General features: G+C 70.3%; 16 protein-coding genes. 10 read left to right on the top strand and 6 right to left on the bottom strand.

Annotated features, from left to right (window positions below; genetic code table 11):
- The first annotated feature begins 219 nt into the window (after window positions 1–219).
- The 4 genes from AB0C03_RS22940 (at window position 220) to AB0C03_RS22925 (ending at window position 13961) form a co-directional block, all read left to right on the top strand.
- Window positions 220–6609: a carboxypeptidase regulatory-like domain-containing protein gene (locus AB0C03_RS22940; RefSeq protein ID WP_357638767.1), complete on the top strand. Its 6390-nt coding sequence runs from the start codon at window positions 220–222 to the stop codon at window positions 6607–6609.
- Between the two features lie 239 nt (window positions 6610–6848).
- Window positions 6849–13148, top strand: coding sequence for an RHS repeat-associated core domain-containing protein (locus tag AB0C03_RS22935; RefSeq protein ID WP_357638766.1), 6300 nt, complete (start codon window positions 6849–6851; stop codon window positions 13146–13148).
- An 82-nt stretch (window positions 13149–13230) separates the two neighbouring features.
- Window positions 13231–13740, top strand: coding sequence for a DUF3592 domain-containing protein (locus tag AB0C03_RS22930; protein ID WP_030333328.1), 510 nt, complete (start codon window positions 13231–13233; stop codon window positions 13738–13740).
- A gap of 35 nt (window positions 13741–13775) precedes the next feature.
- Complete coding sequence (locus AB0C03_RS22925; RefSeq protein WP_030333329.1) at window positions 13776–13961, top strand: hypothetical protein; 186 nt, start codon at window positions 13776–13778, stop codon at window positions 13959–13961.
- A 31-nt stretch (window positions 13962–13992) separates the two neighbouring features.
- Here AB0C03_RS22925 and AB0C03_RS22920 read toward each other — a convergent pair whose 3' ends face one another.
- Together AB0C03_RS22920 and AB0C03_RS22915 are read right to left on the bottom strand one after the other, a co-directional pair.
- Window positions 13993–14319 carry a DUF3817 domain-containing protein gene (locus AB0C03_RS22920; RefSeq protein WP_030333332.1) on the bottom strand — a complete coding sequence of 109 codons (327 nt, stop codon included), beginning with the start codon at window positions 14317–14319 and terminating at the stop codon, window positions 13993–13995.
- A 25-nt stretch (window positions 14320–14344) separates the two neighbouring features.
- Window positions 14345–14767: a hypothetical protein gene (locus AB0C03_RS22915; RefSeq protein WP_210865994.1), complete on the bottom strand. Its 423-nt coding sequence runs from the start codon at window positions 14765–14767 to the stop codon at window positions 14345–14347.
- A gap of 131 nt (window positions 14768–14898) precedes the next feature.
- Here AB0C03_RS22915 and AB0C03_RS22910 point away from each other — a divergent pair, with 131 nt between their 5' ends.
- From AB0C03_RS22910 to AB0C03_RS22900, 3 genes are read left to right on the top strand one after another with little or no spacing between them, the layout of a single operon-like run.
- Window positions 14899–15240 carry a DUF6158 family protein gene (locus tag AB0C03_RS22910; protein ID WP_030333336.1) on the top strand — a complete coding sequence of 114 codons (342 nt, stop codon included), beginning with the start codon at window positions 14899–14901 and terminating at the stop codon, window positions 15238–15240.
- Window positions 15240–15572, top strand: a complete 333-nt coding sequence (locus tag AB0C03_RS22905) for an SRPBCC family protein (RefSeq protein WP_030333338.1) — start codon at window positions 15240–15242, stop codon at window positions 15570–15572. Before AB0C03_RS22910 ends, AB0C03_RS22905 begins: the two co-directional genes overlap by 1 nt.
- Window positions 15573–15627: 55 nt before the next feature.
- Window positions 15628–16167 carry a DUF1360 domain-containing protein gene (locus AB0C03_RS22900; RefSeq protein WP_030333340.1) on the top strand — a complete coding sequence of 180 codons (540 nt, stop codon included), beginning with the start codon at window positions 15628–15630 and terminating at the stop codon, window positions 16165–16167.
- 54 nt (window positions 16168–16221) lie between these two features.
- On the opposite strand, the gene AB0C03_RS22895 is transcribed toward AB0C03_RS22900, so the two are convergent.
- From AB0C03_RS22895 to AB0C03_RS22885, 3 genes are all read right to left on the bottom strand, one after another.
- The gene (locus AB0C03_RS22895; RefSeq protein ID WP_030333341.1) at window positions 16222–16419 is read right to left on the bottom strand and encodes a hypothetical protein; all 198 of its coding nucleotides are present in this window, start codon (window positions 16417–16419) and stop codon (window positions 16222–16224) included.
- A 48-nt stretch (window positions 16420–16467) separates the two neighbouring features.
- On the bottom strand, window positions 16468–16701 hold the full coding sequence (locus AB0C03_RS22890; RefSeq protein WP_247680815.1) for a hypothetical protein: 234 nt from the start codon (window positions 16699–16701) through the stop codon (window positions 16468–16470).
- A 279-nt stretch (window positions 16702–16980) separates the two neighbouring features.
- The gene (locus AB0C03_RS22885) at window positions 16981–18075 is read right to left on the bottom strand and encodes a 3-deoxy-7-phosphoheptulonate synthase (protein ID WP_279519314.1); all 1095 of its coding nucleotides are present in this window, start codon (window positions 18073–18075) and stop codon (window positions 16981–16983) included.
- Between the two features lie 273 nt (window positions 18076–18348).
- Between AB0C03_RS22885 and AB0C03_RS22880 the strand changes: the two genes are divergently transcribed.
- Entirely contained in the window at window positions 18349–18567 is a 219-nt protein-coding gene (locus AB0C03_RS22880; RefSeq protein ID WP_030333347.1) for a hypothetical protein, read from the top strand.
- Here AB0C03_RS22880 and AB0C03_RS22875 read toward each other — a convergent pair.
- Complete coding sequence (locus AB0C03_RS22875; RefSeq protein WP_357638761.1) at window positions 18534–19271, bottom strand: phosphodiesterase; 738 nt, start codon at window positions 19269–19271, stop codon at window positions 18534–18536. The two genes, AB0C03_RS22880 and AB0C03_RS22875, sit on opposite strands and share 34 nt — an antisense overlap.
- A gap of 102 nt (window positions 19272–19373) precedes the next feature.
- Between AB0C03_RS22875 and AB0C03_RS22870 the strand changes: the two genes are divergently transcribed.
- Both AB0C03_RS22870 and AB0C03_RS22865 read left to right on the top strand, forming a co-directional pair.
- Window positions 19374–20663, top strand: a complete 1290-nt coding sequence (locus tag AB0C03_RS22870; protein ID WP_030333351.1) for a M16 family metallopeptidase — start codon at window positions 19374–19376, stop codon at window positions 20661–20663.
- A complete protein-coding gene (locus tag AB0C03_RS22865; protein WP_210865995.1) occupies window positions 20660–21997 on the top strand; it encodes a M16 family metallopeptidase in 1338 nt (445 codons plus the stop codon). The genes AB0C03_RS22870 and AB0C03_RS22865 overlap by 4 nt, the downstream gene beginning before the upstream one ends.
- Window positions 21998–22072: the final 75 nt, after the last annotated feature.

Genomic DNA, 22072 nt, shown 5'->3' with positions numbered 1-22072 from the left:
GGCGGTGCGGACCCTTACGCCCCAGCAGGCCGTGTTTCGGCGCTTGACGCATCAGGCGTGAACTCACTGATCTTGAATATTGAAAACTGAAGATCCCCTCAGTATGTTGAGCGCGCCGCAGCGGCGGATCGATCAACACGGGGGCTGTTCATGGTCGTTCATGGTGGGCGTCGCACGCCCTTTTTGGGCATTCGTCGTCGTGGTTCCGCTCTGTTGGTCATGGCGCTCCTGCCGGCCTCGGTGCTCGTCCCACCTGCGGCTCCGGCCCGCGCGGCCGCGCCCACGCCCGCCGCTGCCTGCGTCGACGTCCAACCGGACGCCAAGAGCGCACGCGCGATGCTCGCCACCTGCGACCGGCAGGTGGAGATCCTGTCGGAGCGCACCGAATACGCACAGACATTCCTCAACCCCGACGGATCGCTCACCCTGGAGCAGAGCATCGAGCCCGTACGGGTGCGCAAGGGCGACTCGTGGGTGCCGGTGGACACCGCCCTCAAGGCGACCCCGGAGGGGCTCACCCCCAGGGCGTCGGTGCTCCCGATGGTCTTCTCCCCAGGGGGCGAGAACGCACCGCTGGCTCGCCTGCGTGACGGTGCGCGCGAGTTGACGATGTCCTGGCCCGGTCGACTGCCCGCGCCGGTGCTCGACGGTTCCACCGCCGTCTACCGCAACGTGCTGCCCGAGGTCGACCTGCGCGTGACGGCCGGCGCTCTCGGCTTCTCCGAGGTGTTGGTGGTGCACACCCGCAAGGCGGCGGCCAACCCGAAGCTCCGGTCCCTGCGCTTCGGCCTGGCCGGCAAGGGGGTGACTGTCAGTCCGGCGGCCGGCGGTGGTCTGGCGGCCCGCGACGGGAGCGGCCGGGACGTCTTCAGTGCGCCTGCCCCGCTGATGTGGGACGCCACCGTCGCCGGCGCGGAGCCGGACCTCGCCGGCCAGGGCGCCCGATCGAGCGACGCACCAGCCGGCACCTCCGGGGTGACCCGGCGCGCGGTGATGCCGGTGACGGTCGGCCGCGACTCCCTGACCATCGTGCCGGACCGGGCGATGCTGGACGACCCGCGCACCAAGCTGCCCATCTACATCGACCCGTCGTGGACCGGGGGGATTGCCAGCAACGCCTGGACGTCGGTGTGGAGCAAGCACAAGTCCAGCTCGTTCTGGCAGAACTCCACCGCGCTCCAGCGGGCGTCGACCTACGGCGGCGCCGGAGCGGGTCGGACCGAGGACTGCGACGGCTGCGCGGACCACATCATCCGATCCCTGTTCCGGATGAACACCAGCGCGGTCAAGGGCAAGATCATTAGCAAGGCGCAGTTCAGGATCGAGCAGCTCCACTCCTGGACCTGCAACCCGAAGTCCAACGCGAAACTCTGGCTCACCGGGAAGATCTCGTCCTCCACGACCTGGAACAACCAGCCGAGCTGGGACAGCAGCTACACCGCTCAGACGGCCGCCAACCGCAAGCTTGGCGGCGCACACGGCTGTCTGGGCAGCGGGACGATCGAGTTCGACGTCACCCGCATGGTCGACCGGGCGGCAAAGAGCGGCTGGGCGGACCTGACAGTCGGGCTGCGGGCGGTCGACGAGGGCACCAAGAACCAGTGGAAGCGGTTCAAGCACTCGACGCCGAAGCTGGCGATCACCTACAACACCAAGCCCAGCCCGCCGTCGGGACACAAGTCGGACGGTAAGCCGTGCGCCGTCGGCAGCTCCCGACCGTACGTGTTGAGCGCCACCCCGTACCTGTCCGTCAAGCAGGCCGACCCGGACAGCTCGCAGCAGTCCCTGACGACGTGGTTCTACTGGTGGCCGCTCGGCGGCTCGCGCAACGAGACCAACAAGATCTCCCAGGCGTCGGGCAACCCGTCCGCGGTGTCGAAGCAGATCCCGTCCGGCAGGTTGGTGGACGGCACCACCTACGTGTGGCAGGCGATCACGTCGGACGGCTCGGTCAACAGCGACTGGTCCGGCACCTGCGAGTTCACAGTGGACGCCACACCGCCGAAGGAACCCGGGGGCCTCAGCTCCACCACCTACAGCAACGACGGTACGCCGCGCGGCGGGGTCGGCGTGACGGGCGTGTTCACCGTGGCGCCGCCGACGCAGCGCGCGTACGAGGTGAAGGAGTACGCCTGGACCCTCGACTCGGGCGTGCTCACCGATGCGGTGAACGTGCCGGCCCAGTCGAATTTCGGTGCCTCGATCAGCGTCATTCCGTTGCACGACGGGGTGAACACCCTGCGCGTCTGGTCCCGGGACCACTCCGGTCGGTACTCGCTCGTCCCGGCGACCTACACGTTCAGCGTGCGGGCCGGGTCCGGTCCGGCCGCCCGTTGGACATTCGACGAGACCGGGAACACGGCTGTCGACGCCACCGGCCACGGCAACACTCTCACCCTGACGCCGTCGGGAACCCGGACGCCGGGTCGGGCCGGTGTCGGCACCGCGCTCAGCCTCAACGGCAGCACGACGGGTTCACTGACCGGAACGGTGATGACCCCGAACCCGGACACCGGCGCGGCCACCCCGGTCCGTACCGACGGAAGTTTCACCGTGGCTGCCTGGGTTCGGCTGCCGACCGTGCCGACCAGCGGCTACCAGGCCGTGCTCAGTGCCAACGGCACCCAGTCGCACGCCTACAGTCTGGGCTACTCCGGCGCGAGCCAGCGGTGGCGGTTCACCATGTCCGCCTCGGACACCATCAACACCACGCTGTACCACGTGCTGTCCAACTCGGCGGCCATCGCCGGCAAGTGGACTCACATCGCGGCGACCTACGACGGTGCCACGAAGAAGATGACTCTCTACGTGAACGGGGTGGCCCAGACCGCGACGACGACGCTGGTCGGCGGCTTCCACGCGACCGGCTCGATAACAGTCGGCAAGCGCAGGTGGGACGGCGCCGACGACGGGCTCTTCTCCGGTGCCGTCGATGACATCCGGGTCTACAACCTCGTCGAGACCCCGGCCAAGCTCGCCGCGTTGGCAGTGCCCCTGCAGCCGGCGGTGTCCTTCCCCAACGGCACCGAGGTGACCGCCGGAGGGCAGCTCCGAGTCACCTTCAACGCCGGCGGCGACACCAACATCACGAAGTTCCGGTACAGCGTGGGCGACACCGCGCTGGGCAGCACGGCGAACGCGACGGCCGCCGGTGGGACCGCCACCGTCGACGTCGGCGTCGGTACCGTCACGGGAGAACGCCTGATCTACGTGGCGGCCCAGGACGACGGTGGCCGAACCGGCGCAATGACCCAGGCGTCGTTCACCGTCAAGGTGACGGCATTCGTCTACGGCACCGTCTACGACGACAACTGGCTGCCGCTGGCCGGTGCCACGGTGCGACTGGAACCAGGCGGCCCGCAGACGACCACCGGCCCCGAAGGGGCGTTCAACCTCGGCAACTTCGCGCCCGGGGCCTACACCCTCGTCGGGTCCTTCGGCGGCCGTTGCGGGCTGACCGGCACCAGCGGCCCGTGGGAGATCGACGGCCAGGGGCTCGGTGTCGACATCTTCATGCAGCGGTATCGCGACGACGAGGGGCACACCTGCGCCACCTCGGCGAAGCAGTTCATCGCCGCCGACACCGCGCTCGCGCTGACCGGTGACGACGCGGTCGGCGAGGTGGCACTGCCCTTCGCGTTCCCGTTCTACGGCCACGCGTACCGCAGCGCCTGGGTGGACACCAACGGTCTCGTCTCCTTCACCGACCCGGGTGGATCCCACCCGTACACCGGTGGGGCACTGCCCGCCCCGGCCGATCCGAACGGCCTGCTCGCCCCGTTCTGGGACGACCTGGTTGTCGACGCCTCGGCGAGCGTGCGTACGGGGACGGTGGGAACCGGCGCCGACGAACAGTTCGTCATCGAATGGCGAAACGTGCATCGCAAGTCGTCGACCGCGCAGCGGCTCTCCTTCCAGGTCCTGCTGGCCGCCGACGGCACCGTCACCACCAACTACGACCAGCTCGACAACGACGCTGAGCGTGGGGCCAACGCGGTGGTGGGGATGGAGGCACCCGGTGGCGACGACGGCCTGGTGTATTCGGCGGCGACTCCGGCACTGGCCACCGGTCAGGCGATCACCTTCGCGGTTCCGGTGACGGCCGAGCCGTTGGAGAAGCACGATCTCTCCGGCACCCTCGTCGACCCGGCGGGCAACCCGGTGGTCGGCGCGACCGTCACCCTCGACCCGACCGGTCTGGCCACCACCACCGGCGCCGGCGGTGCCTGGAGCTTCGCCGACGTGGTCGCCGACAGCTACACCATCTCGTCGTCGCAACACAACAGGTGTGGCCCGTCCGCGGAGAGCCAGGTCGACCTGACCGAGGACACGGTGCGGGCGCTGCAACTCGCCGTCGACTACGGCAGCCTCGGCTACAGCTGCGTCGTCGGCGCGTCCGGCTATGTCACCGCTGACACGCCGCTGACCCTGACCAACGGCACCGCGCAGGTGAACCTGCCGTTCCCCTTCACCCTGCACGGCAAGACCTACACCACGGGCTGGGTGGACACGAACGGACTGATCAGCTTCGACGCCGCTCCGATCACGGTCATCAACCCCGACATGCCGCGGGTCGACGCGCCGAACTCCGTCATCGCCCCGTTCTGGGACGACCAGCTCGGTATCGGATCCGGCAGCGTGATCCGTACCAAGACCATCGGCACCGCGCCGAACCGCACCTACGTGGTCGAGTGGTCCAACATGTCGCTGCAGACGTTCACCGCGAGCTACAACGTCAGCTTCGAGGCGACGCTGCACGAGGACGGACGGATCGGCTTCCACTACGGCACTCTCACCAACATCGTCCAGAAGGGCTCGAGCGCCACCATCGGCATCGAGAGCGCCTCCGGCTCGGTCGCGGAGGTCTACTCCTTCATGGAGCCGGCGGCCGTCAGCAACGGGTCCATCACCTTCACCCCGGCGCCGCCGGGTTCGATCAGCGGCACCCTGACGACGGCCGGAACGGGGGAGCCGATCGCCGGCGCCACCGTCACCCTCGACCCGGGCGGGCGCACGACGGTCACCGCGGCCGACGGTGGTTACCAGTTCGCCAACGTGCCCATCGGCGAGCAGGTGGTGGCCGCGGTCGGCACCGACAACCGGTGCGTCGGGCAGTACGCCCGTCAGTTCGTCAACCATCCCGGTAGTGGCACCCAGGACCTCGATCTCTCGGTGATGTCCAACGGTGACGAGTTCGGCTACTCCTGCACCACCGGACCGGTCACCTTCATCCCGGGCGACGTGGTGGAGACGTGGCGCGGTGACGACAAGGTCTGGCAGAAGACCGCGCCCTTCCCGATCGCCCTCTACGGGGAGACGCACACCTCCGCCTGGATCAGCGCCAACGGCCTGATCAGTTTCAGCAGCCTCGACGGCATCGACACCGACAAGCCGATGCCAACCCCCCTGCCGTACGACGAGCCGGGCGGGACGATCGACAACGCCGTGTACGCGTTCTACGACGACTGGGGAGTCGACGCATCCAGCGCGATCGCCACGAAGGTCAGCGGCACGGCCCCCAACCGGCAGTGGGTGGTCGAATGGCGCAACGTGTACCGCTCCGGCAACAAGGCGTACCGCGCGTCGTTCGAGGTCATCTTCAACGAGAACGGTGACATCTCGCTGGCCTACGCGGACATCGACCCCGCTGACGCAAGGGAGCGCGGCGGTCAGGCGACCATCGGCATCGAGAACGCCGCCGGCAACACGGCCTTCCAGTACCTGCACCGGGAGGCCCGGCTCACCAGCGGCCAGGGCGTCACCTTCCGGCCCAGCCCACCCGGGCAGGGCACGGTGTCCGGCACGGTCAGCTGTCAGGGAACTCCGGTGGCCGGCGTGACAGTGGCGGTCGCCGGAAAGACCGCCGTCACCTCGGCGACGGGCAGCTACCAGGTCACGAGCGTCCCCAGCGGCTCGTACGCGGTGATCGCCACCAGCGCCACCGGTACCTGCAACGGTTCCTCGGTGCAGCACGCCACGGTGAGCGCCGGTGCCGATCGGGTCGTCAACTTCCCGACGGCGGCGACTCCGGCCGGCGCCGGCTACACCATCGCCGAACAACCGATCACCTACACCCCCGCGGACGGCACGGTCCTGTCCCTGAGCGGTGACGACCGGGACACCCGGGTCGACCTGCCCTTCCCCGTCACGCTGTACGGGCAGTCGGTCAGCTCGGCCTGGGTGGACACCAACGGGCTGGTCAGCTTCGCCAACCCGGAGGAGCCGTTCCCGTACCCCTATCCGATCCCGTCGGCGGGTAGCCCAGCAAGCGGCATCTACCCGTTCTGGCATGACTGGGTGGTCGACTCCTCGGCCAGCGTCCGGACCGCGCTGCGCGGTGCGGCACCCAACCGGCAGTTCGTCATCGAGTGGCGCAACGTGCACTCCTACGAGGACCCCAACAGTCGGGTCACCTTCCAGCTGATCTTCGACGAGGCGGGCGGATACAGCTTCGCGTACGCCGACCTCGACGGGACGTTCCTGGAGCGCGGTGGCGCGGCGACGATCGGCATCGAGGGTGCCGACGGCACAGCAGCTCTTCAGTACACACACCGGCAACCGGTACTCCGTGCCGGCCTTGGCCTACGGATCAACCCACCCGCTTCCTGACCACAGCCGGTTCCCGCAACTGCCGTAGCTCCTCGGACCCTTCCGGAGGTAACCCGGTGCAGTCGAGCCTGCCCACACACGGGCCCGTGTCGTCGTCCACAACCAGCCGAACCTGGGCATTCTTCGTGATGCTTCTGGTGGCGGCGCTAACTGCCACGACGTTGTTCGTCCCACCGGCCCGGGCAGCGGCACCGGAACCCTTCACCGCACCGAAGGCGGCGAAGGTCAAGGCGGTACCGGTGCGTAGCGCACCCGCCGGCAAGGCGCCGGCCACGGCGGCGGTGCCTGAGGCGTCCGCGCAACCGGCCCCCCGGTGGCCGTCGGCGGGCACCGCCGAGGTCGACCTGCCCGCGGCACCGGCGCAGGGCCGGATGGCCTCGCCAGCCCGAGCCGGCACGCTGCCGGTGCGGGTGAACCGTCCCGAGGCCACCGCGCGCGGTGCCAGCTCGGTGCCGAGCCGGGTCCGGGTCAGCGTGCTCGACCAGCGGGCCGCCGAGCAGGCCCGGATCCGCGGCGTCCTGATCCGGGTCGCCCGGGCCGACGGCGCCACCGGTCGGGGCACCGTCGAACTCGGCGTCGACTACCGGGCATTCGCCACCGCGTACGGTGCCGACTGGGCGAGCAGACTTCGCCTGGTCTCCCTGCCCGCCTGTGCGCTCGGCAGCCCGGAGCGCCCGGAGTGCGCCGGCACAGTTCTGCCGACTCGCAACGACCTCGCCGCGCGGACAGCGACGGCCGCCGTGCCGGTCGAGCCTCGGCTGACCGAGAAGGGCGGCCTCGACCTGGCCGCGCAGGGAAGTCTGTTCGCCCTGACCGCCGGTCCCTCCGGTGCGGCCGGCGACTACGGTGCCACGAGTCTGTCCCCGTCGGCGACCTGGTCGGCAGGTAGCAGTTCCGGTGACTTCACCTGGTCGTACCCGATGCGCAACCCCCCGGGCCTGAACGGCCCGACGCCGGAGATGAAGCTGTCCTACTCCGCGCAGAGCGTCGACGGCCGGCACGCCGCCTCCAACAACCAGCCGTCCTGGGTGGGCGAGGGGTTCGAGTTCGTCCCCGGTGACTTCATCGAACGGCGCTACCGTTCCTGCGGTCAGGACATGGACGGCGACAGCAACAACAACGCCACCAAGACCGGTGACCTGTGCTGGGAGACCAACAACGCGACGCTGTCGTTGGGCGGCTCCGGCGGTGAGCTGATCTACAACGCCACCGACGGGTACTGGCACCCGCGCCGCGACGACGGCACCCGGGCCGAGCGCATCGTCGGTGGAACGTCGTACGGCAACGGTGACAACGACGGTGAGTACTGGAAGGTCACCACCACCAACGGCACCCAGTACTGGTTCGGTCGGCACAAGCTGGCCGGCTGGACCAGCGACAAGGCGGTGACCAACTCCACCTGGACGGTCCCGGTCTTCGGTAACGACCCCAACGAGCCCTGCCGGGGCTCCAGCTTCGCCGCCTCGGACTGCATGCAGGCGTGGCGGTGGAACCTCGACTACGTCGTCGATCCGCACGGCAACACCATGTCGCTCTGGTACGCGAAGGAGTCCAACGGCTACGCCCGCAACAACAGCGCTGACGACGTCGCCTCCTACACCCGGGGCGGCTACCTGACCCGGATCGAGTACGGCACCGACAACCGCACCGAGGTCGGCGGTGTCCGCACCGATTCGCTCTACCGTGGCGTGGCCGCGCCGATGCGGGTGGAGCTCACCACGGCGGACCGCTGCCTGAACGACTGTTCCCAGCACGACGCCGCCCACTGGCCCGACACTCCCTGGGACCAGGAGTGCACCGGCGACTCCTGCCTGATCGGCGCGCCCACCTTCTGGTCGAAGAAGCGACTGTCGGCGGTGACCACCCAGGTCCGCGATGGCAGCGCCTACCGCAACGTGGAGCGATGGACGCTCACCCACACCTTCCCGGACCCCGGTGACGGCACCAGGGCGGGCCTGTTCCTGAAGAAGATCTCCCATCAGGGACTGGTCGGCACCACCACCTCAATACCGGACATCGAATTCACCGAGACGCAGCTCAGCAACCGGGTGGACACCATCGACCACTCGGCCGCGATGAACTGGATGCGTCTCGCGGCGATCCGCAGTGAGAGCGGTGGCACTGTGAACGTCACGTACTCCGATCCGGACTGCGTCATCGGATCCCGGATGCCCAGTGCCGCGCACAACAACACGTTGCGCTGCTACCCGGTCCGCTGGACACCGGAGGGGTACCCCAACCCGGTCACCGACTGGTTCCACAAGTACGTGGTGACCACCATCTACGAGATCGACCACACCGGTGGCGTACCACCGAACGGCAGCCCGCGAACCGCCTACAAGTACAGCTACCTCGGCGATCCGGCGTGGCACTACGCCGATGACGACGGACTGATCGGGAAGAAGGACAAGACCTGGTCGGTGTGGCGGGGCTACGAGAAGGTCGGTGTCACCGTCGGTGACCCGGGCGAGCAGACCTACGTCGAGACGAAGTACTTCCGCGGCATGCACGGCGACAAGCAGCCGTCCGGGACCCGCAACGTGCCGGTGACCGGAACAGGCGTGCCGACGGTGAACGACGAGGACGCCTACGCCGGCATGGAGCGGGAGAAGATTACGCACAACGGTCCCGGCGGCCCGGTGATCTCCCGGGAGGTCAGCGAGCCGTGGCAGTCCGCCGCCACCGCCTCCCGAACCATCAACGGCGACCTTGTCGAGGCGCGATTCGTCGACGTCTCCGGGAAGCACAACCGGGTGACCCTGGACGCCGGACGCGGCGAGCGGGTCACCTCGCAGTACACCACCTTCGACGGCGACGGCCTGCCCACCCGGGTGGACGACCGGGGTGACACCGCCAAGACCGGCGACGAGCAGTGTGTGAAGACCGAGTACGCGAACAACACCACGAACTGGCTGATCGGTCAGCCGCACACCCGGTCCACCTACGCGGTCAGCTGCGCCGACGCCACCAACCCGACCACCCTCACCGCGGACAAGGTCATCTCGGTTGATCGGATCTCGTACGACGGCAACGCCCACGGAGTCGCGCCGACGCGGGGTGAGGTCAGCCGGAACGAGGAGATGTCGGCCTGGACCGCTGGCGTCCCGTCATTCGTGACGGTGTCCCGGGCGGCGTTCGACGCGTACGGCCGGGTCACCGAGACCTGGGACGCGATGGACTTCCGCTCCACCACCACCTACACCCCGGCGAGCGGTGGTCCGCTGACCAAGACGGTGGTGACCAACCCGCTCAGTCACACCACGACCAGCGAACAGGAGCCGGGGTGGGGGCTGGCCACCAGAATCACCGACGCGAACGGCAAGGTGACCCAACTCGGTTACGACGGACTCGGTCGTCTCACCGGCGTCTGGAAGCCGGGCCGGGACAAGGCGACGCAGTCGGCGAACACCAGCTACGAGTACCTGATCCGGGCCGATGCCCCGTCCGTGATCACGACCCGTGCGCTCAACCCCGCCGGTAACCAGGTCACCGCCTACGAGCTGTACGACGGGCTGTTGCGCAAACGACAGACCCAGGCGGCCTCGCCGTCAGGGGGGCGGCTGCTGACCGACACGTTCTACGACACCGCCGGCAGGGAGGCGACGTCGTACAGCGCCTACCACGCGTCGGGCACACCGGGCACCACCCTGGTCACCGCCACCGAGAAGGCGTTCGTGCCGAGTCAGATGCGCACCGAGTACGACGGCGCCGGCCGACCTACCGCATCGATCTTCCAGCCGTACGGTGTCGAGCGCTACCGCACCCGCACCTACTACGCCGGTGACCGCGTCGACGTCACCCCGCCGTCCGGCGGAACGGTCACCTCCAAGGTCGGCGACGCGTTGGGCCGCACCGTGGAGCTGCGGCAGTTCCACGGCGCCACGCCCACCGGCAGTTACGAGTCGACGTGGTACCGGTACGACGCCAAGGGTCAGTTGGACCGGGTGACCGACCCGGCCGGCAACCACTGGACGTTCGGGTACGACGCACGCGGTCGCCAGGTGAGTCGGAACGACCCGGACAAGGGCTCGACGACCATGACCTACGACAACGCCGACCGGGTCACCTCCAGCACCGACGCCCGCAGCAAGAAGCTCGTGCACGTCTACGACCCGCTGGGTCGTAAGCGGGCCACCTACGAGGACCAGGTCGGTGGGCCGCAGCGGGCGGCGTGGGTCTACGACACCCTCGCCAAGGGGCAGCTCTCCCAGAGCACGCGGATGGTCGGTTCCGCGCCGTACCAGGTGAAGATCACCGGTTACACGGACGCGTACCAACCCACCGGAACGCAAGTGATCATCCCCAGTTCGGAGACGGGGCTCGACGGCACCTACAACTTCGCCTACACCTACAACGTGGACGGCAGCGTCGCGTCCTCGGCCTACCCGCAGACCGGCGACCTTCCAATCGAGACGGTGTTCAACCACTACGACCCGGTCAACGGTCTGCCGAAGCAGATGACCACGCTCTACGGCGCGCAACCGCAGTCCAGCTACGTGGCGGACACGGACTACAACGCTCTCGGCAAGGTCGACCAGTACGAGATGTACACCGGCCTCTACTCGGAGACCGGGTCGCGGTTCTTCCGTTCCTTCTCCTACGAACTCGAGACCGGCCGGCTGACCGGTAGTCGCACTGACCGGGACTCGGTCGCGCCGCACACCATCACCGACGTCCGTTACAGCTACGACGAGGTCGGCAACATCAAGAAGATGTCCGACCTCGCCGCGGTCGGCGGGGCGGACAACCAGTGCTTCAGCCACGACTTCCGGGGGCAGTTGACTGAGGCGTGGACCCCGTCGAACGGCGACTGCGACGCGGCACCGACAGTGGCCACGCTGGGTGGCCCCGCGAAGTACTGGCTGAAGTGGGACATCGACCCGGCGGGGCGTCGCATGACGGAGATCGACCGTGCCGCGCCCTCCGGTGAGCGGACGACCAGCTACACGTACGGGTATCCGGCGGGCGGATCGTCGCTGCCGCACGCGCTGAACGGCACCAGCACCACTGTCAACGGTGTCGTCACCGAGACGGCCGCGTACACGTACGACGAGGCGGGCAACACCCTGACGCGGCCGACGCCGACCGCGGGAAAACAGACCCTGACCTGGGACCCGGAGGGGATGCTCGCCACCAGCACCGACAGCACCGGAACCACCAGCTACATCTACGACGCGGACGGCAACAGACTGATCCGCAAGGACCCGACCGGCAAGACGTTGTACCTCGCCGGCCAGGAGTTGCGGTACCGGAACTCCGACCAGAGCAAGACCTGCACCCGCTACTACACCTTCGCCGGCCAGGCGGTCGCCTCACGTACCACTGCCGGCCTGGTGTGGCTGGCGAGCGACCACCAGGGCACCGCCCAGGTCTCGGTGCGAGAGAGCGACCAGCAGGTCACCGTACGCCGGCAGACCCCCTACGGCACTCCGCGCGGCGGCCAACCGGCCTGGCCGAACAGCAAGGGTTTCGTGGGTGGGACGGTCGACAACACCGGCCTCGTCCACCTGGGCGCGCGCGAGTACGACCCGGTGATCGGCCGCTTCGTCAGCATCGACCCGGTGTTCAACGAGGACGCTCCGGAGCAGATGAACGGCTACGCCTATTCGGGCAACAGCCCCATCACCCACTCCGACCCGAGCGGACGGGAGCCCGGCGGCAGTTGGATGTACGTCGGCAGTGACCGGTGGACCAGCACCAAGGGTGGTTACCGCTACCACTTCCGGGCCGACTACTACCTGTTCTGCCGATATGGCGGGTCGCAGTGCCTGGGCGGGGTCGGCGGCACGGCGTACTGGATCCCGATGCAGTACGCCGGCCTGCCCGGCGTATGGCTGGTGGCCCGCGTGGTGGTGCACGTCTGGCGGGTGGCGCTCAACTTCTCCGGACCGGTGGCTGGCCCGGCCAGCAGCCCGAAACCCCGGGTGCAGATCCCGACGACGCCGGCCTGCCCGACAGTGCCGGTGCCGGCGAAGCCCGAGGGTGAGCTGGACGGCCCGACGTGCAAGTTCCGCGACTTCAAGTGCCTGTTCAGCGGCGGTGAGGGCGCCAAGAAGTGGTGGCGCGGTAACCGCGACTGGGTCACCGGCACCGTCGGAACGCTCGGCGTGGGTGTCTGCATCGTCGCCACCGCCGGGGTCTGCGCGGTCGCCGGTGCCGTCGGCCTCGGGGTCGCCCTCGGCGGCCGGATGCTCGACGTCCAGTCCTCGAAGAGCGGTTGGACCCAGGACAACGTCGAACGGATGTTCACCGGTATGGCGATCGACTATGCCTCGTCCAAGATCCCAGGCGTGCGGCTGTTCAAGACAACCCGTTCCGGGGCGACAGTCCATGCTCCACGCAGCGCCCGCAACCCGACCCAGGACTACAGCCTGACCTGGCGGCAGCAGTTCAAACCGGGCGGCACCTGGGACGGCGGAGCGATGCTGGCGGGCGGAGGCCGCACTGCCGGACAACTCGGTTGGTGGGGGGTGTCGGCACCCGGCGGCATCGCACCCTGGCAACAGGACATTCCGTTCACCGATCCGCTGAAATGGTGAACCGCGGTCAGTAGCTGGCAACCGGTCGGGGTCGTGGCGGCCCCGACCGGGCTATCGTGAGTCCCTCGATGGGGAGGCGTGGATGGGAAAGCAGCGGGTCGGCGTTGGCGCGCGCGGCAGCGGCGCCGGGCGCGTCCGATTCAAGGTCGGCCTGATGGCCGCCGCCTTCTTGCTGGCAGGCGTCGCCCTGCTCGGCGGTTCGCTCGGTTATCGGTGGCACGTCTCGGCCGAGGCTGACCGGTTGCAGAGCGATGGCGTGCCGATCACTGCCACCATCTCTGACCGCTCCGGTGGCGGCGGCCGAGGCAGCGGCATCGACCGCATCGAGATCAACTATCTGTTCGACGGGGTGCAGTACGAGAAGTGGATCCCGTGCGCCGGTCTGACGGGTTGTCACAGCACGCCGGGGCCGCAGGTGACGATCCGGGTCGACCCCGCCGATCCGGAACTGTTCGTGGCCGAGAACGGCCACACGAACGGTTCGCTGTCGTTCCTGATGTCGTGGACGCTGATCCCGATCGGCGCGGTGCTGACCATCATCGGCGCCGGTCTGCTGTTCGTGGTGGTGAAGGACAAGGACAGCTGGGCCTGAGCCAGGTTCGGGGATCGCCGAGAGAGGACACACCAATGGCGCGAAAGACCAGGCAGGGCGGCTGGCGACCGCCAGCCGCCCGCAACCCCGCGGCGTTCGCCGTGTCTGTCGGCGGGGCGGTGCTGATCCTGGTGGGTCTGCTGACCGACGCGATCGCCCTGGCCGTCATCGGCGCTGCCCTGGCGGTGGCGGGGTGGCTGATCGCCCGGCGCGCCCGCTGACCGACGGTGCGTCAGTCGCCGACCGTCTGCGTCAGCTGGCGACCGTCTCCGGGGTGCGCTGCACCGGTCGGGCCAGCCACCCGCTGACCCGGCGCTCGGCGTAGAACGAGACGAACGGCACGGTGCCGGCCAGCATCACCAGGAGCATCCGCTTCAACGGCCAGTCGGCCCGCCGGCTCAGGTCGAACGCGGCCACCAGGTAGATCATGTAGAGGAAGCCGTGCGCCGGCCCCACCGTCTCCACGACGACCGGGTTGTCGAACGCGTACTTCAGCGGCATGCCGATCACGACCAGCAGGATCAGCACCACGCCCACGATCCAGGCGATCACGCGGTACCGGGTAAGGGCAGCGCCCACCTTTGTCCGTCCTTCCGAGCCCGGCTCAGCCGGGATAGTCACCGGGCCGGGCGCCCGGATTGGCGTTCAACCATGACAGGTAGTGGTTGTAGGCGGCCAGGTCGGTGTCCTCGCCGACGTCACCGGTGGCCGGCACCCGGGACACCCGCACCGGTCGGCGTACCGCCGGTCGGGACCCGGTGGTGACCGCCGGCGCCGGCTCGACGGCCGGGTCCGCGGGCGGTGCGTCGGCCTCCGCCATCCTGCGGCGGGCCAACTTCACCTCACGCCACCAGACGTAGACCACGAAACCGGCGAAGATCGGCCACTCGACCGCGTACCCCCAGCTCAGGCTGTTGCCGGCGGCGGCCCGGCTGATCTGCCACCAACCCAGCCCGAGGAAGCCCACGACCAGCACGACCATGGCCACGTGGCGCGCGATCCACGCCGGAGTCCAGAGCCGCCTCATGGCATCGAGGGTACCGGGGACGCCGCCGGTCTCCGACACCGTGTCGTAGTTGTCGCCTCGTCGGCGTGGTTTGGCATCACCACGCCTGGGCAATCGTCTAGACGCCAGCCCAAACGAGATCAAGGGGGGCGATCATGACCGGATCGGTACGTGAGGACGGCTTCGCGTCCAGTGATGGCGCGGATGTGAGCCCGGAGCAGCGGGTGCCCGAGTGGGGCGGCGATGAGCTGGCCGACCCGGCCGGCGCTCCCGGTCTCGACGGCGAGCTGCTCGGCATCGACCCGACGGAGCTGACCGACGAGGACCTGATCCGCGAGATGCACAGTCTGCACCGCACCCGCCTGGACACCCTGCGGCACGCTGCCGACTCCGCACTCGCCAACCACCTGCGACGCACGGCGGAGCTGGAGACCGAGTACCTGGCCCGCCACCCGGGTCGCGAGGTCGATCCCAGCCGCCTGCGGGACGCCTGATGCCGGCGCGCGCCGTACGCGGCATGTCCGCGCCACCCGAGGTGGTCTTCAGCACGGCCACCGACCCCGACCGTGCCTCGGCCTGGCTGCCGGAGCCACTGCGCGGCGACGGCAGCCCTGCCGCGGAAATCAACGGCGACGAGCTGCGTGCCCGGTGGGGCGACACCGACGACTGGTCCGCCGAGATCCGGGTCGAGCCGGCGGATTCCGGTGGCGCCCGGATCGAGCTGGACCTGGCCGACGGGTCGGGCGGGCCCGGGCCGGACCAACTGGCCGACCAGGCGCTCACCAACCTGGCACGCGAGGTCGCCGACAACCTCCAGGCCGGCTGAGCCGGCCACAGCGGGACGCCGCTCCCGCCACCACCACGACACGTGAGGAGATCGGGTGAGCGACACTGGCCTGCGACAGAAGGCGGCCCGGCTGCGCCGGGCGTACGCGCCGCACGAACACCGGCCGCTCGGCGGCTACCTGGTGGCGATGGGCGCCTACGCCGGGGTGACCGGTGCGCTCGCCGGCCTGGTCAAGGCGACCGGTCGGCCGGTGCCGGAGCGCCCCGCGCCGTCCGACGTGGTGCTGCTCTCCATCGCCACGCACAAGCTGAGCCGGCTGCTGTCCAAGGACGCGGTGACGAGCCCGCTGCGGGCGCCGTTCACCCGCTATGACCGCCCGATCGGCAGCGGCGAGGTGATGGAACAGGTCCGCGACTCGGGCAGCCCGACCCGGCACGCCATCGGCGAGTTGCTGAGCTGCCCGTTCTGCCTGGCCGTCTGGGTGGCCACCGGGCTGACCGGTGGCCTGGTCCTCGCGCCCCGGCTCACCCGCCTGGTGGCCACCGCGCTGACCGCGGTCGCCGCGTCCGACTTCCTCCAGATGGCGTACGCGACGGCCCAGCAGGCCGCCGAGGGCGGGCACGACGACGACTGATCAGCACGCACGAGAAAGGGGGCCGGCGGAAACCGGCCCCCTTTCTCGTACCCCTCAGCGCTGCATGCCGGACCAACCGTGCGGCGACTCCGGCTCCCGTTCGTGCTCGTCCGCCCCGGTGATGATGTCCCGGTCCACCGCCGTGCGGTCGTGCTCGTTGGCGAAGTCCGGCTCGGGCGTGGTGTCAGTGCCCTTCGGCGGCTGACCCAGCGCCGGCACCTTCTCGTCGTGGTCCTCGTCGTGGTGCGTCATGTGGTGTCCCTTCTGCTGTCGCTCACGCGGCGGAGCTGGCACAGGCGCTCAGCCGATGGAACCACCCAGCAGGTCGCTGGCCTCGTCCACCGCGTACTCGCCCTCGGGCAGCGCGTCGATCCGGGCGAGCAGGTCCGGCGGGAGTTCGGCGGCCACCGCCTTGCGGTAGATGTCCGCCTGGGTGACCCGTTCCTGCCCCCGGTAGAGGTCGTCGAGCAGGTCGTCGAGGGCCCGGGTGTCCGGCTCGCCGGCCACTGATGCGTCGTCGGTCACGTCGATCAGCTACCCCGGGCGGAATCGGTCAAACGTCACGCCACCGGGCCGGCCGTCGCCCCCGGACGGGTTCGAGGGGCAACCGACAGCGCCGCCCCCGGCCTTGTGGGCCGGGGGCGGCGCTGGTGTCGGTGTGCAGGTCGCCTCTCGGCGAGTGGCGCTACGCGGCTCCAGCCGGACGGTATTCCGCGAAGGCTATTTAGGTGAGGCCCGGGGACACTGGGCACACCGACACCCCAGTCAACGAGCCGACCCCCGCTCGTGTTCCGTGCGGCCCGGTGTCGGCGGTCACACCGTCGTCGGCACTGTGGCCCGCCGGGCCCGCACGGCCGAGGCGAGGTGGTCGAGCACCTCGGCGGTGTCGTCCCAGCCGAGGCAGGCGTCGGTGACCGACCGGCCGTACTCCAGCTGCCGGGTCGGGTCGAGCTCCTGTCGGCCGGGCAGCAGGAACGACTCCAGCATCACGCCGGTGATCCCACGCTGGCCGGCGGCGAGTTGCGCTGCCACGTCCGCGGCCACCAGCGGCTGGTTGCGGTGATCCTTGCCGCTGTTGGCGTGACTGGCGTCGATCACCAGCCGCTCCGGCAGGTCGGCGGCGCGGAGCAGATCGAGCGCCCCGGCGACCGACGCGGCGTCGTAGTTCGGCCGGCCGCCCCCGCCGCGCAGCACCAGGTGCCCGTCGGTGTTGCCCCGGGTGTGCATGATCGCCGGGGTGCCGGAGAAGTCGATGCCGGGGAAGACGTGCGGAACCCCGGCGGCGCGGATCGCGTCCACCGCCGTGCCGATGCTGCCGTCCGGGCGGTTCTTCATGCCGATCGGCATGGACAGACCGGAAGCCAGCTGCCGGTGCACCTGGCTCTCCACGGTACGGGCGCCGATCGCGCCCCAGGCCACCGTGTCCGCGATGTACTGCGGGGTGATCGGGTCGAGGAACTCGCAACCCACCGGCAGGCCGAGACGCAGCACGTCGAGCAGGAGCGCCCGCGCCAACCGCAGCCCGGTGTTGACGTCCCCGCTGCCGTCCAGCCCCGGGTCGTTGATCAGGCCCTTCCAGCCGACCGTGGAGCGTGGCTTCTCGAAGTAGACCCGCATGACGATCAGCAGGTCGTCGGCCAGCCGGTCGGCCGCCGTCCGCAGCCGCTGCGCGTAGTCGAGGGCGGCGGCCGGGTCATGCACCGAGCAGGGACCGACCACCACCAGCAGGCGGTCGTCCTCGCGGTCCAGCACGCGCCCCACCGCACGGCGGCCGTTCAGTACGGCCGACGCGAGCGGGGGATCAAGGGGTAACTCGTGGTGCAGCAGGGCGGGCGTGGTCAGCGGCACGACACGGTCGATCCGCTGATCGCTGACCCGATCGGTCTCCGGGGTCGTCACGGTGGGCATCCTTCCGCCGACCGTGCCCGGGGCCGGTGCCCGGGACGAGCCGGCTGCTCGTACGCAAAAGGGCAGGAACGACAGCTCCTGCCCAGCCGGCTCGGTCCGTGGTGACGTCAGTTCATGGTGAAGTCACCGGCGTGCGAGCCGGCTGCCTAAACCATCGATAGGAACGCGTCACCGGGCCAGCGTACCCGACCGGACGCGGTCACCCGGCCCGTCGTCCCAAGATGCGGAGCGAACATCGCGTGCCAGGGATGCGGTCGGGGTAACAGGGGTCCCATGACACACGAACAGAGCGATCAGGACCGGGTGGAGTCCCGGGCACACCACCTCCTGCCCGAGGAGACGGCGGTGGGCAGCGACGACCCGGAGGCGCAGGCGGAAGCCATCCTCACCGAGTCGGACATCCGCACGGCGGACCAGAACGCCGCCCCGGACACGGTGCTGGAACGTCGTACCTCGGATCAGACCGTTGTCGCTGTCGAACCGCCGGACTGAGCGGTAGCCCCGCGCGCCCGGCGCGACCCCCGGTAGGTCTGGTCGCGCAGCCAGGCCAGCGGACCTGCCAGCCGCAGTTCGGCTGGCAGGTTGCGCGTCGGGTCGAACGCGAGCGCCGCGTCCTGCTCGGCGCTGAGCTGGGCACCGAGGCTGACCTGCCCGACCAGCCGCCACGGCCCCACCGCCGACGCGACCGCGAGCACCAGGCGCGGGGTGTCCGTCCGCGTCGCGGCGGCCACCGTGGCCAGGCTGCGGCCCAGGTCGGCCGCGTCCGGGTCGGCCAACGCGGCCAGCCAGAGGCGGCGTCGACCCGCGCGGAACCACGTGATCGTGCTGTACGTGCCGGTGAAGCGGCGGCGGGGCAGCGGCAGGTTCCGCAGCACCGGGGCCGCGCCGCTGGAGCTGACCAACAGGTCGAACGGCGGGCCGTCGTCGCGGTGCAGGCGCACCGCGAGGCCCAGCACGTCGGGCCAACTGCCCGGCGTGGGCGTGCCCTTGGAGAGCCGGACGGTGGTCCGGTACCGGCCGGGGTCGTCGAGCAGAGCGACCCCGGTGGGGGGTCCCGGCGTACCCCAGATCACCGTCTCGCCGACGAACGAGCGACCGGCCGGATGCAGCAGCCGGCCGCGGCGCAGCCGGCCGAGTGCGGTGCTGGCGCGTTCGACGGCGGTGGCGGCCCGGGACGGGGGCGGGGTGACGGTCATTCCCCTCCGGTACCCCGCGCGGCCGCACCGATGCCGCCCCGGTCGGCTCGCCGACCGACAGCGCGTCACCTTTCCGCCCCCGAGATCGGATAGCGTCGGGGCATGCCCGACAGCGGTTACCCCTGGCCCATTCAGACGTCCCGACTGGACAACGGCCTGCGCGTGGTGGTGAGTGAGGATCGCACCGCGCCCGCCGTGGCCGTCAACCTCTGGTACGACGTCGGCTCCCGGCACGAGCCGGCCGGGCAGACCGGTTTCGCCCACCTCTTCGAGCACCTGATGTTCGAAGGCTCGGTGAACGTGGCGAAGACCGAGCACATGAAGCTGATCCAGGGCTCCGGCGGCTCACTCAACGCCACCACCAACCCGGACCGGACCAACTACTTCGAGACGGTCCCGGCCGAGCACCTGGAGCTGGCGCTCTGGTTGGAAGCCGACCGGATGGGCGGGCTGGTCCCCGCCCTCACCCAGGAGACGCTGGACAACCAGCGGGACGTGGTGAAGAACGAGCGCCGGCAGCGCTACGAGAACGTGCCGTACGGGGACGCCTGGTTGCGACTGCTGCCGATGCTCTACCCGCCGGGGCACCCCTACCACCACGCCACGATCGGCTCGATGGCCGACCTGAACGCCGCCGACCTCGCCACCTTCCAGGCGTTCCATCAGACTTACTACGCGCCGAACAACGCGGTGCTCACCGTGGTCGGCGACGCCACCGCCACCGACGTGTTCGCGCTCGCCGACAAGTACTTCGGCGCGCTGCCCGCCCGCGACGACATCCCGCCCGCACCGGACGGCCGCAGCGTCCCCGCCACCGGGCAGACGGCCGTCGAGTCGGTCAGCGCCGACGTGCCGGCGCCGCGGGTGTACATCGCCCACCGCAGCTACCCGTTCGGCAGCCCGGGGTACGACGTGATCACCGTGCTCGCCACGGTCCTCGGCAGCGGCCGGGGCAGCCGGCTCTACCAGCGCCTCGCCGACGGCGAGCGGATCGCGCAGCCGGACCTGGTCGGGGCGTACGGGGTGGACCTCGCGCACGGCCCGGCACCACTGATCGCCACCGCCACCGCCCGCCCCGGAGTGAGCGCCGAGCGGCTGGCCGAAGGGCTGGCCGAGGTCGTCGACGAGCTGGCCACCGTGCCGGTCACGGCCGCCGAACTGGACCGGGCCAAGGCGTTGCTCAGCACCGGCTGGTGGCGTCAGCTGTCCACCGTCGACGGCCGCGCCGACCTGCTCGGCCGGTACGCCACGCAGTTCGGTGACCCGGCCCGCGTCGCCGACCACCTGCCGGCGCTGCTCGCGGTCACCGCCGAGCAGATCGCCGAGGCCGCCGCCGACGTGCTCGCCACCGACCGGGTGACCTTGACCTACCTGCCCGAGGAGACCTCATGACGCTGATCGCCGACCGTCCCGGCCCGGGTGCCGCCCGCCCGTACCGGTTCCCGCCGGTGGTCCGCCGCGCCGTGGCCGGTGGTCAGGTCGTCGCCGCGCACCTGCCGGGGCAGAACCTCGCCGTGGCCCTGCTGCTGCTCGACGTGGGCGCGGGCCAGGAGCCGGTCGGCAAGGAGGGCCTGTCCGGTGTGCTGGCCAAGGCGTTGGAGGAGGGGACCGCGCAGCGGGACGCCGCCGCGTACGCCCTCGCCGTCGAAGGGCTCGGCACCGCCTTGTCGACCGGCCTGGACTGGGACTCGTTCCAGGCCAGCGTGGTGATCCCGGTGGACCGGCTGAACGCGGCAGTGGAGTTGCTGGCCGAGGCGGTCCGCACGCCCAGGCTGGACCCCGCCGACGTACGCCGGGTCCGCGACGACGAGGCGACAGCACTCCGCATGGACTGGGCCAACCCCGGCCCGCGCGCCGACGCCGCGCTGCGGGCCGACCTGTTCGGCGCGCAGAACCGCTGGGGGCGGCCGATGCACGGCGACCCGGAGTCGGTCGCCGGGTTGGACGTGGAGGACGTCACTGTCTTCCACTCCGAGTGGTTCCTGCGCCCCGGCACCCTGATCGTCGCCGGTGACCTGGACCGGATCGACCTGGACGCGCTGGCCGCCGCGGCGTTCGCCGGCACCGGTGGTGGCCCCGCCGAGCGCGGCGGCCCCCTTGAGGTGCCGACGCACAACGGTCGGCGGATCATCCTGGTGGACCGACCCGGGTCGGTGCAGTCGACGCTGCGGCTGGGCCACCCGGCACCACACCGGGCGCACCCCGACCACGTGCCGATGACGCTCGCCGGCACGGTGCTCGGCGGTGCGTTCACGTCCCGGCTCAACCACCTGCTGCGTGAGGTCCGCGGCTACACCTACGGCATCCGGGCTGACTTCGCCGCGTCGCGCCGGTTCGGTCGGTTCGCGGTCAGCTCCGGGGTGCAGACGGCGGTCACCGCGCCGGCAGTGGTCGAGGCGGTGGGCGAGATCACCCGTACCCAGGCCAGCGGGGTGACGGAGGACGAGCTGGAGGTGGCCCGCTCGTGGCGGGCCGGGCAGCTCTCGGTCGAGTTGCAGAGCCCTCGGGCGATCGCCTCCGCGCTGACCACCCTGGTGGTGCACGACCTGCCGGACGACTACCACGCGCGATTGCGGGAGGCGCTGCTCTCCGCCGACGTGGAGCAGGTCTCCGCGGCGGCGGCCACCCACCTGCACCCGGAGGCCCTGACCCTGGTCATCGAGGGCGACGCCGCAGCCATCCGCGACGACCTCCAGGCCACCGCCCTGGGCGACCTCCTCCCCTAACCCCACCCACCCCTGCTCCCGGCCTCCGGCCCCTCCGCTCCTGTTGATCATGAAGTTGTTGCCACCTCCGACGGC

This window comes from Micromonospora parva (genome assembly GCF_040649675.1).
Taxonomy (GTDB): domain Bacteria; phylum Actinomycetota; class Actinomycetes; order Mycobacteriales; family Micromonosporaceae; genus Micromonospora; species Micromonospora parva.
This window is presented reverse-complemented; position numbering and strand designations above follow the sequence as displayed.

Coding starts and splice junctions, on each gene's coding strand:
- AB0C03_RS22885 (WP_279519314.1), bottom strand. CDS start 18,075: ATGCCCACCGTGACGACCCCGGAGACCGATCGGGTCAGCGATCAGCGG.
- AB0C03_RS22880 (WP_030333347.1), top strand. CDS start 18,349: ATGACACACGAACAGAGCGATCAGGACCGGGTGGAGTCCCGGGCACAC.
- AB0C03_RS22940 (WP_357638767.1), top strand. CDS start 220: ATGGCGCTCCTGCCGGCCTCGGTGCTCGTCCCACCTGCGGCTCCGGCC.
- AB0C03_RS22875 (WP_357638761.1), bottom strand. CDS start 19,271: ATGACCGTCACCCCGCCCCCGTCCCGGGCCGCCACCGCCGTCGAACGC.
- AB0C03_RS22915 (WP_210865994.1), bottom strand. CDS start 14,767: ATGAGGCGGCTCTGGACTCCGGCGTGGATCGCGCGCCACGTGGCCATG.
- AB0C03_RS22930 (WP_030333328.1), top strand. CDS start 13,231: ATGGGAAAGCAGCGGGTCGGCGTTGGCGCGCGCGGCAGCGGCGCCGGG.
- AB0C03_RS22895 (WP_030333341.1), bottom strand. CDS start 16,419: ATGACGCACCACGACGAGGACCACGACGAGAAGGTGCCGGCGCTGGGT.
- AB0C03_RS22870 (WP_030333351.1), top strand. CDS start 19,374: ATGCCCGACAGCGGTTACCCCTGGCCCATTCAGACGTCCCGACTGGAC.
- AB0C03_RS22925 (WP_030333329.1), top strand. CDS start 13,776: ATGGCGCGAAAGACCAGGCAGGGCGGCTGGCGACCGCCAGCCGCCCGC.
- AB0C03_RS22865 (WP_210865995.1), top strand. CDS start 20,660: ATGACGCTGATCGCCGACCGTCCCGGCCCGGGTGCCGCCCGCCCGTAC.
- AB0C03_RS22905 (WP_030333338.1), top strand. CDS start 15,240: ATGCCGGCGCGCGCCGTACGCGGCATGTCCGCGCCACCCGAGGTGGTC.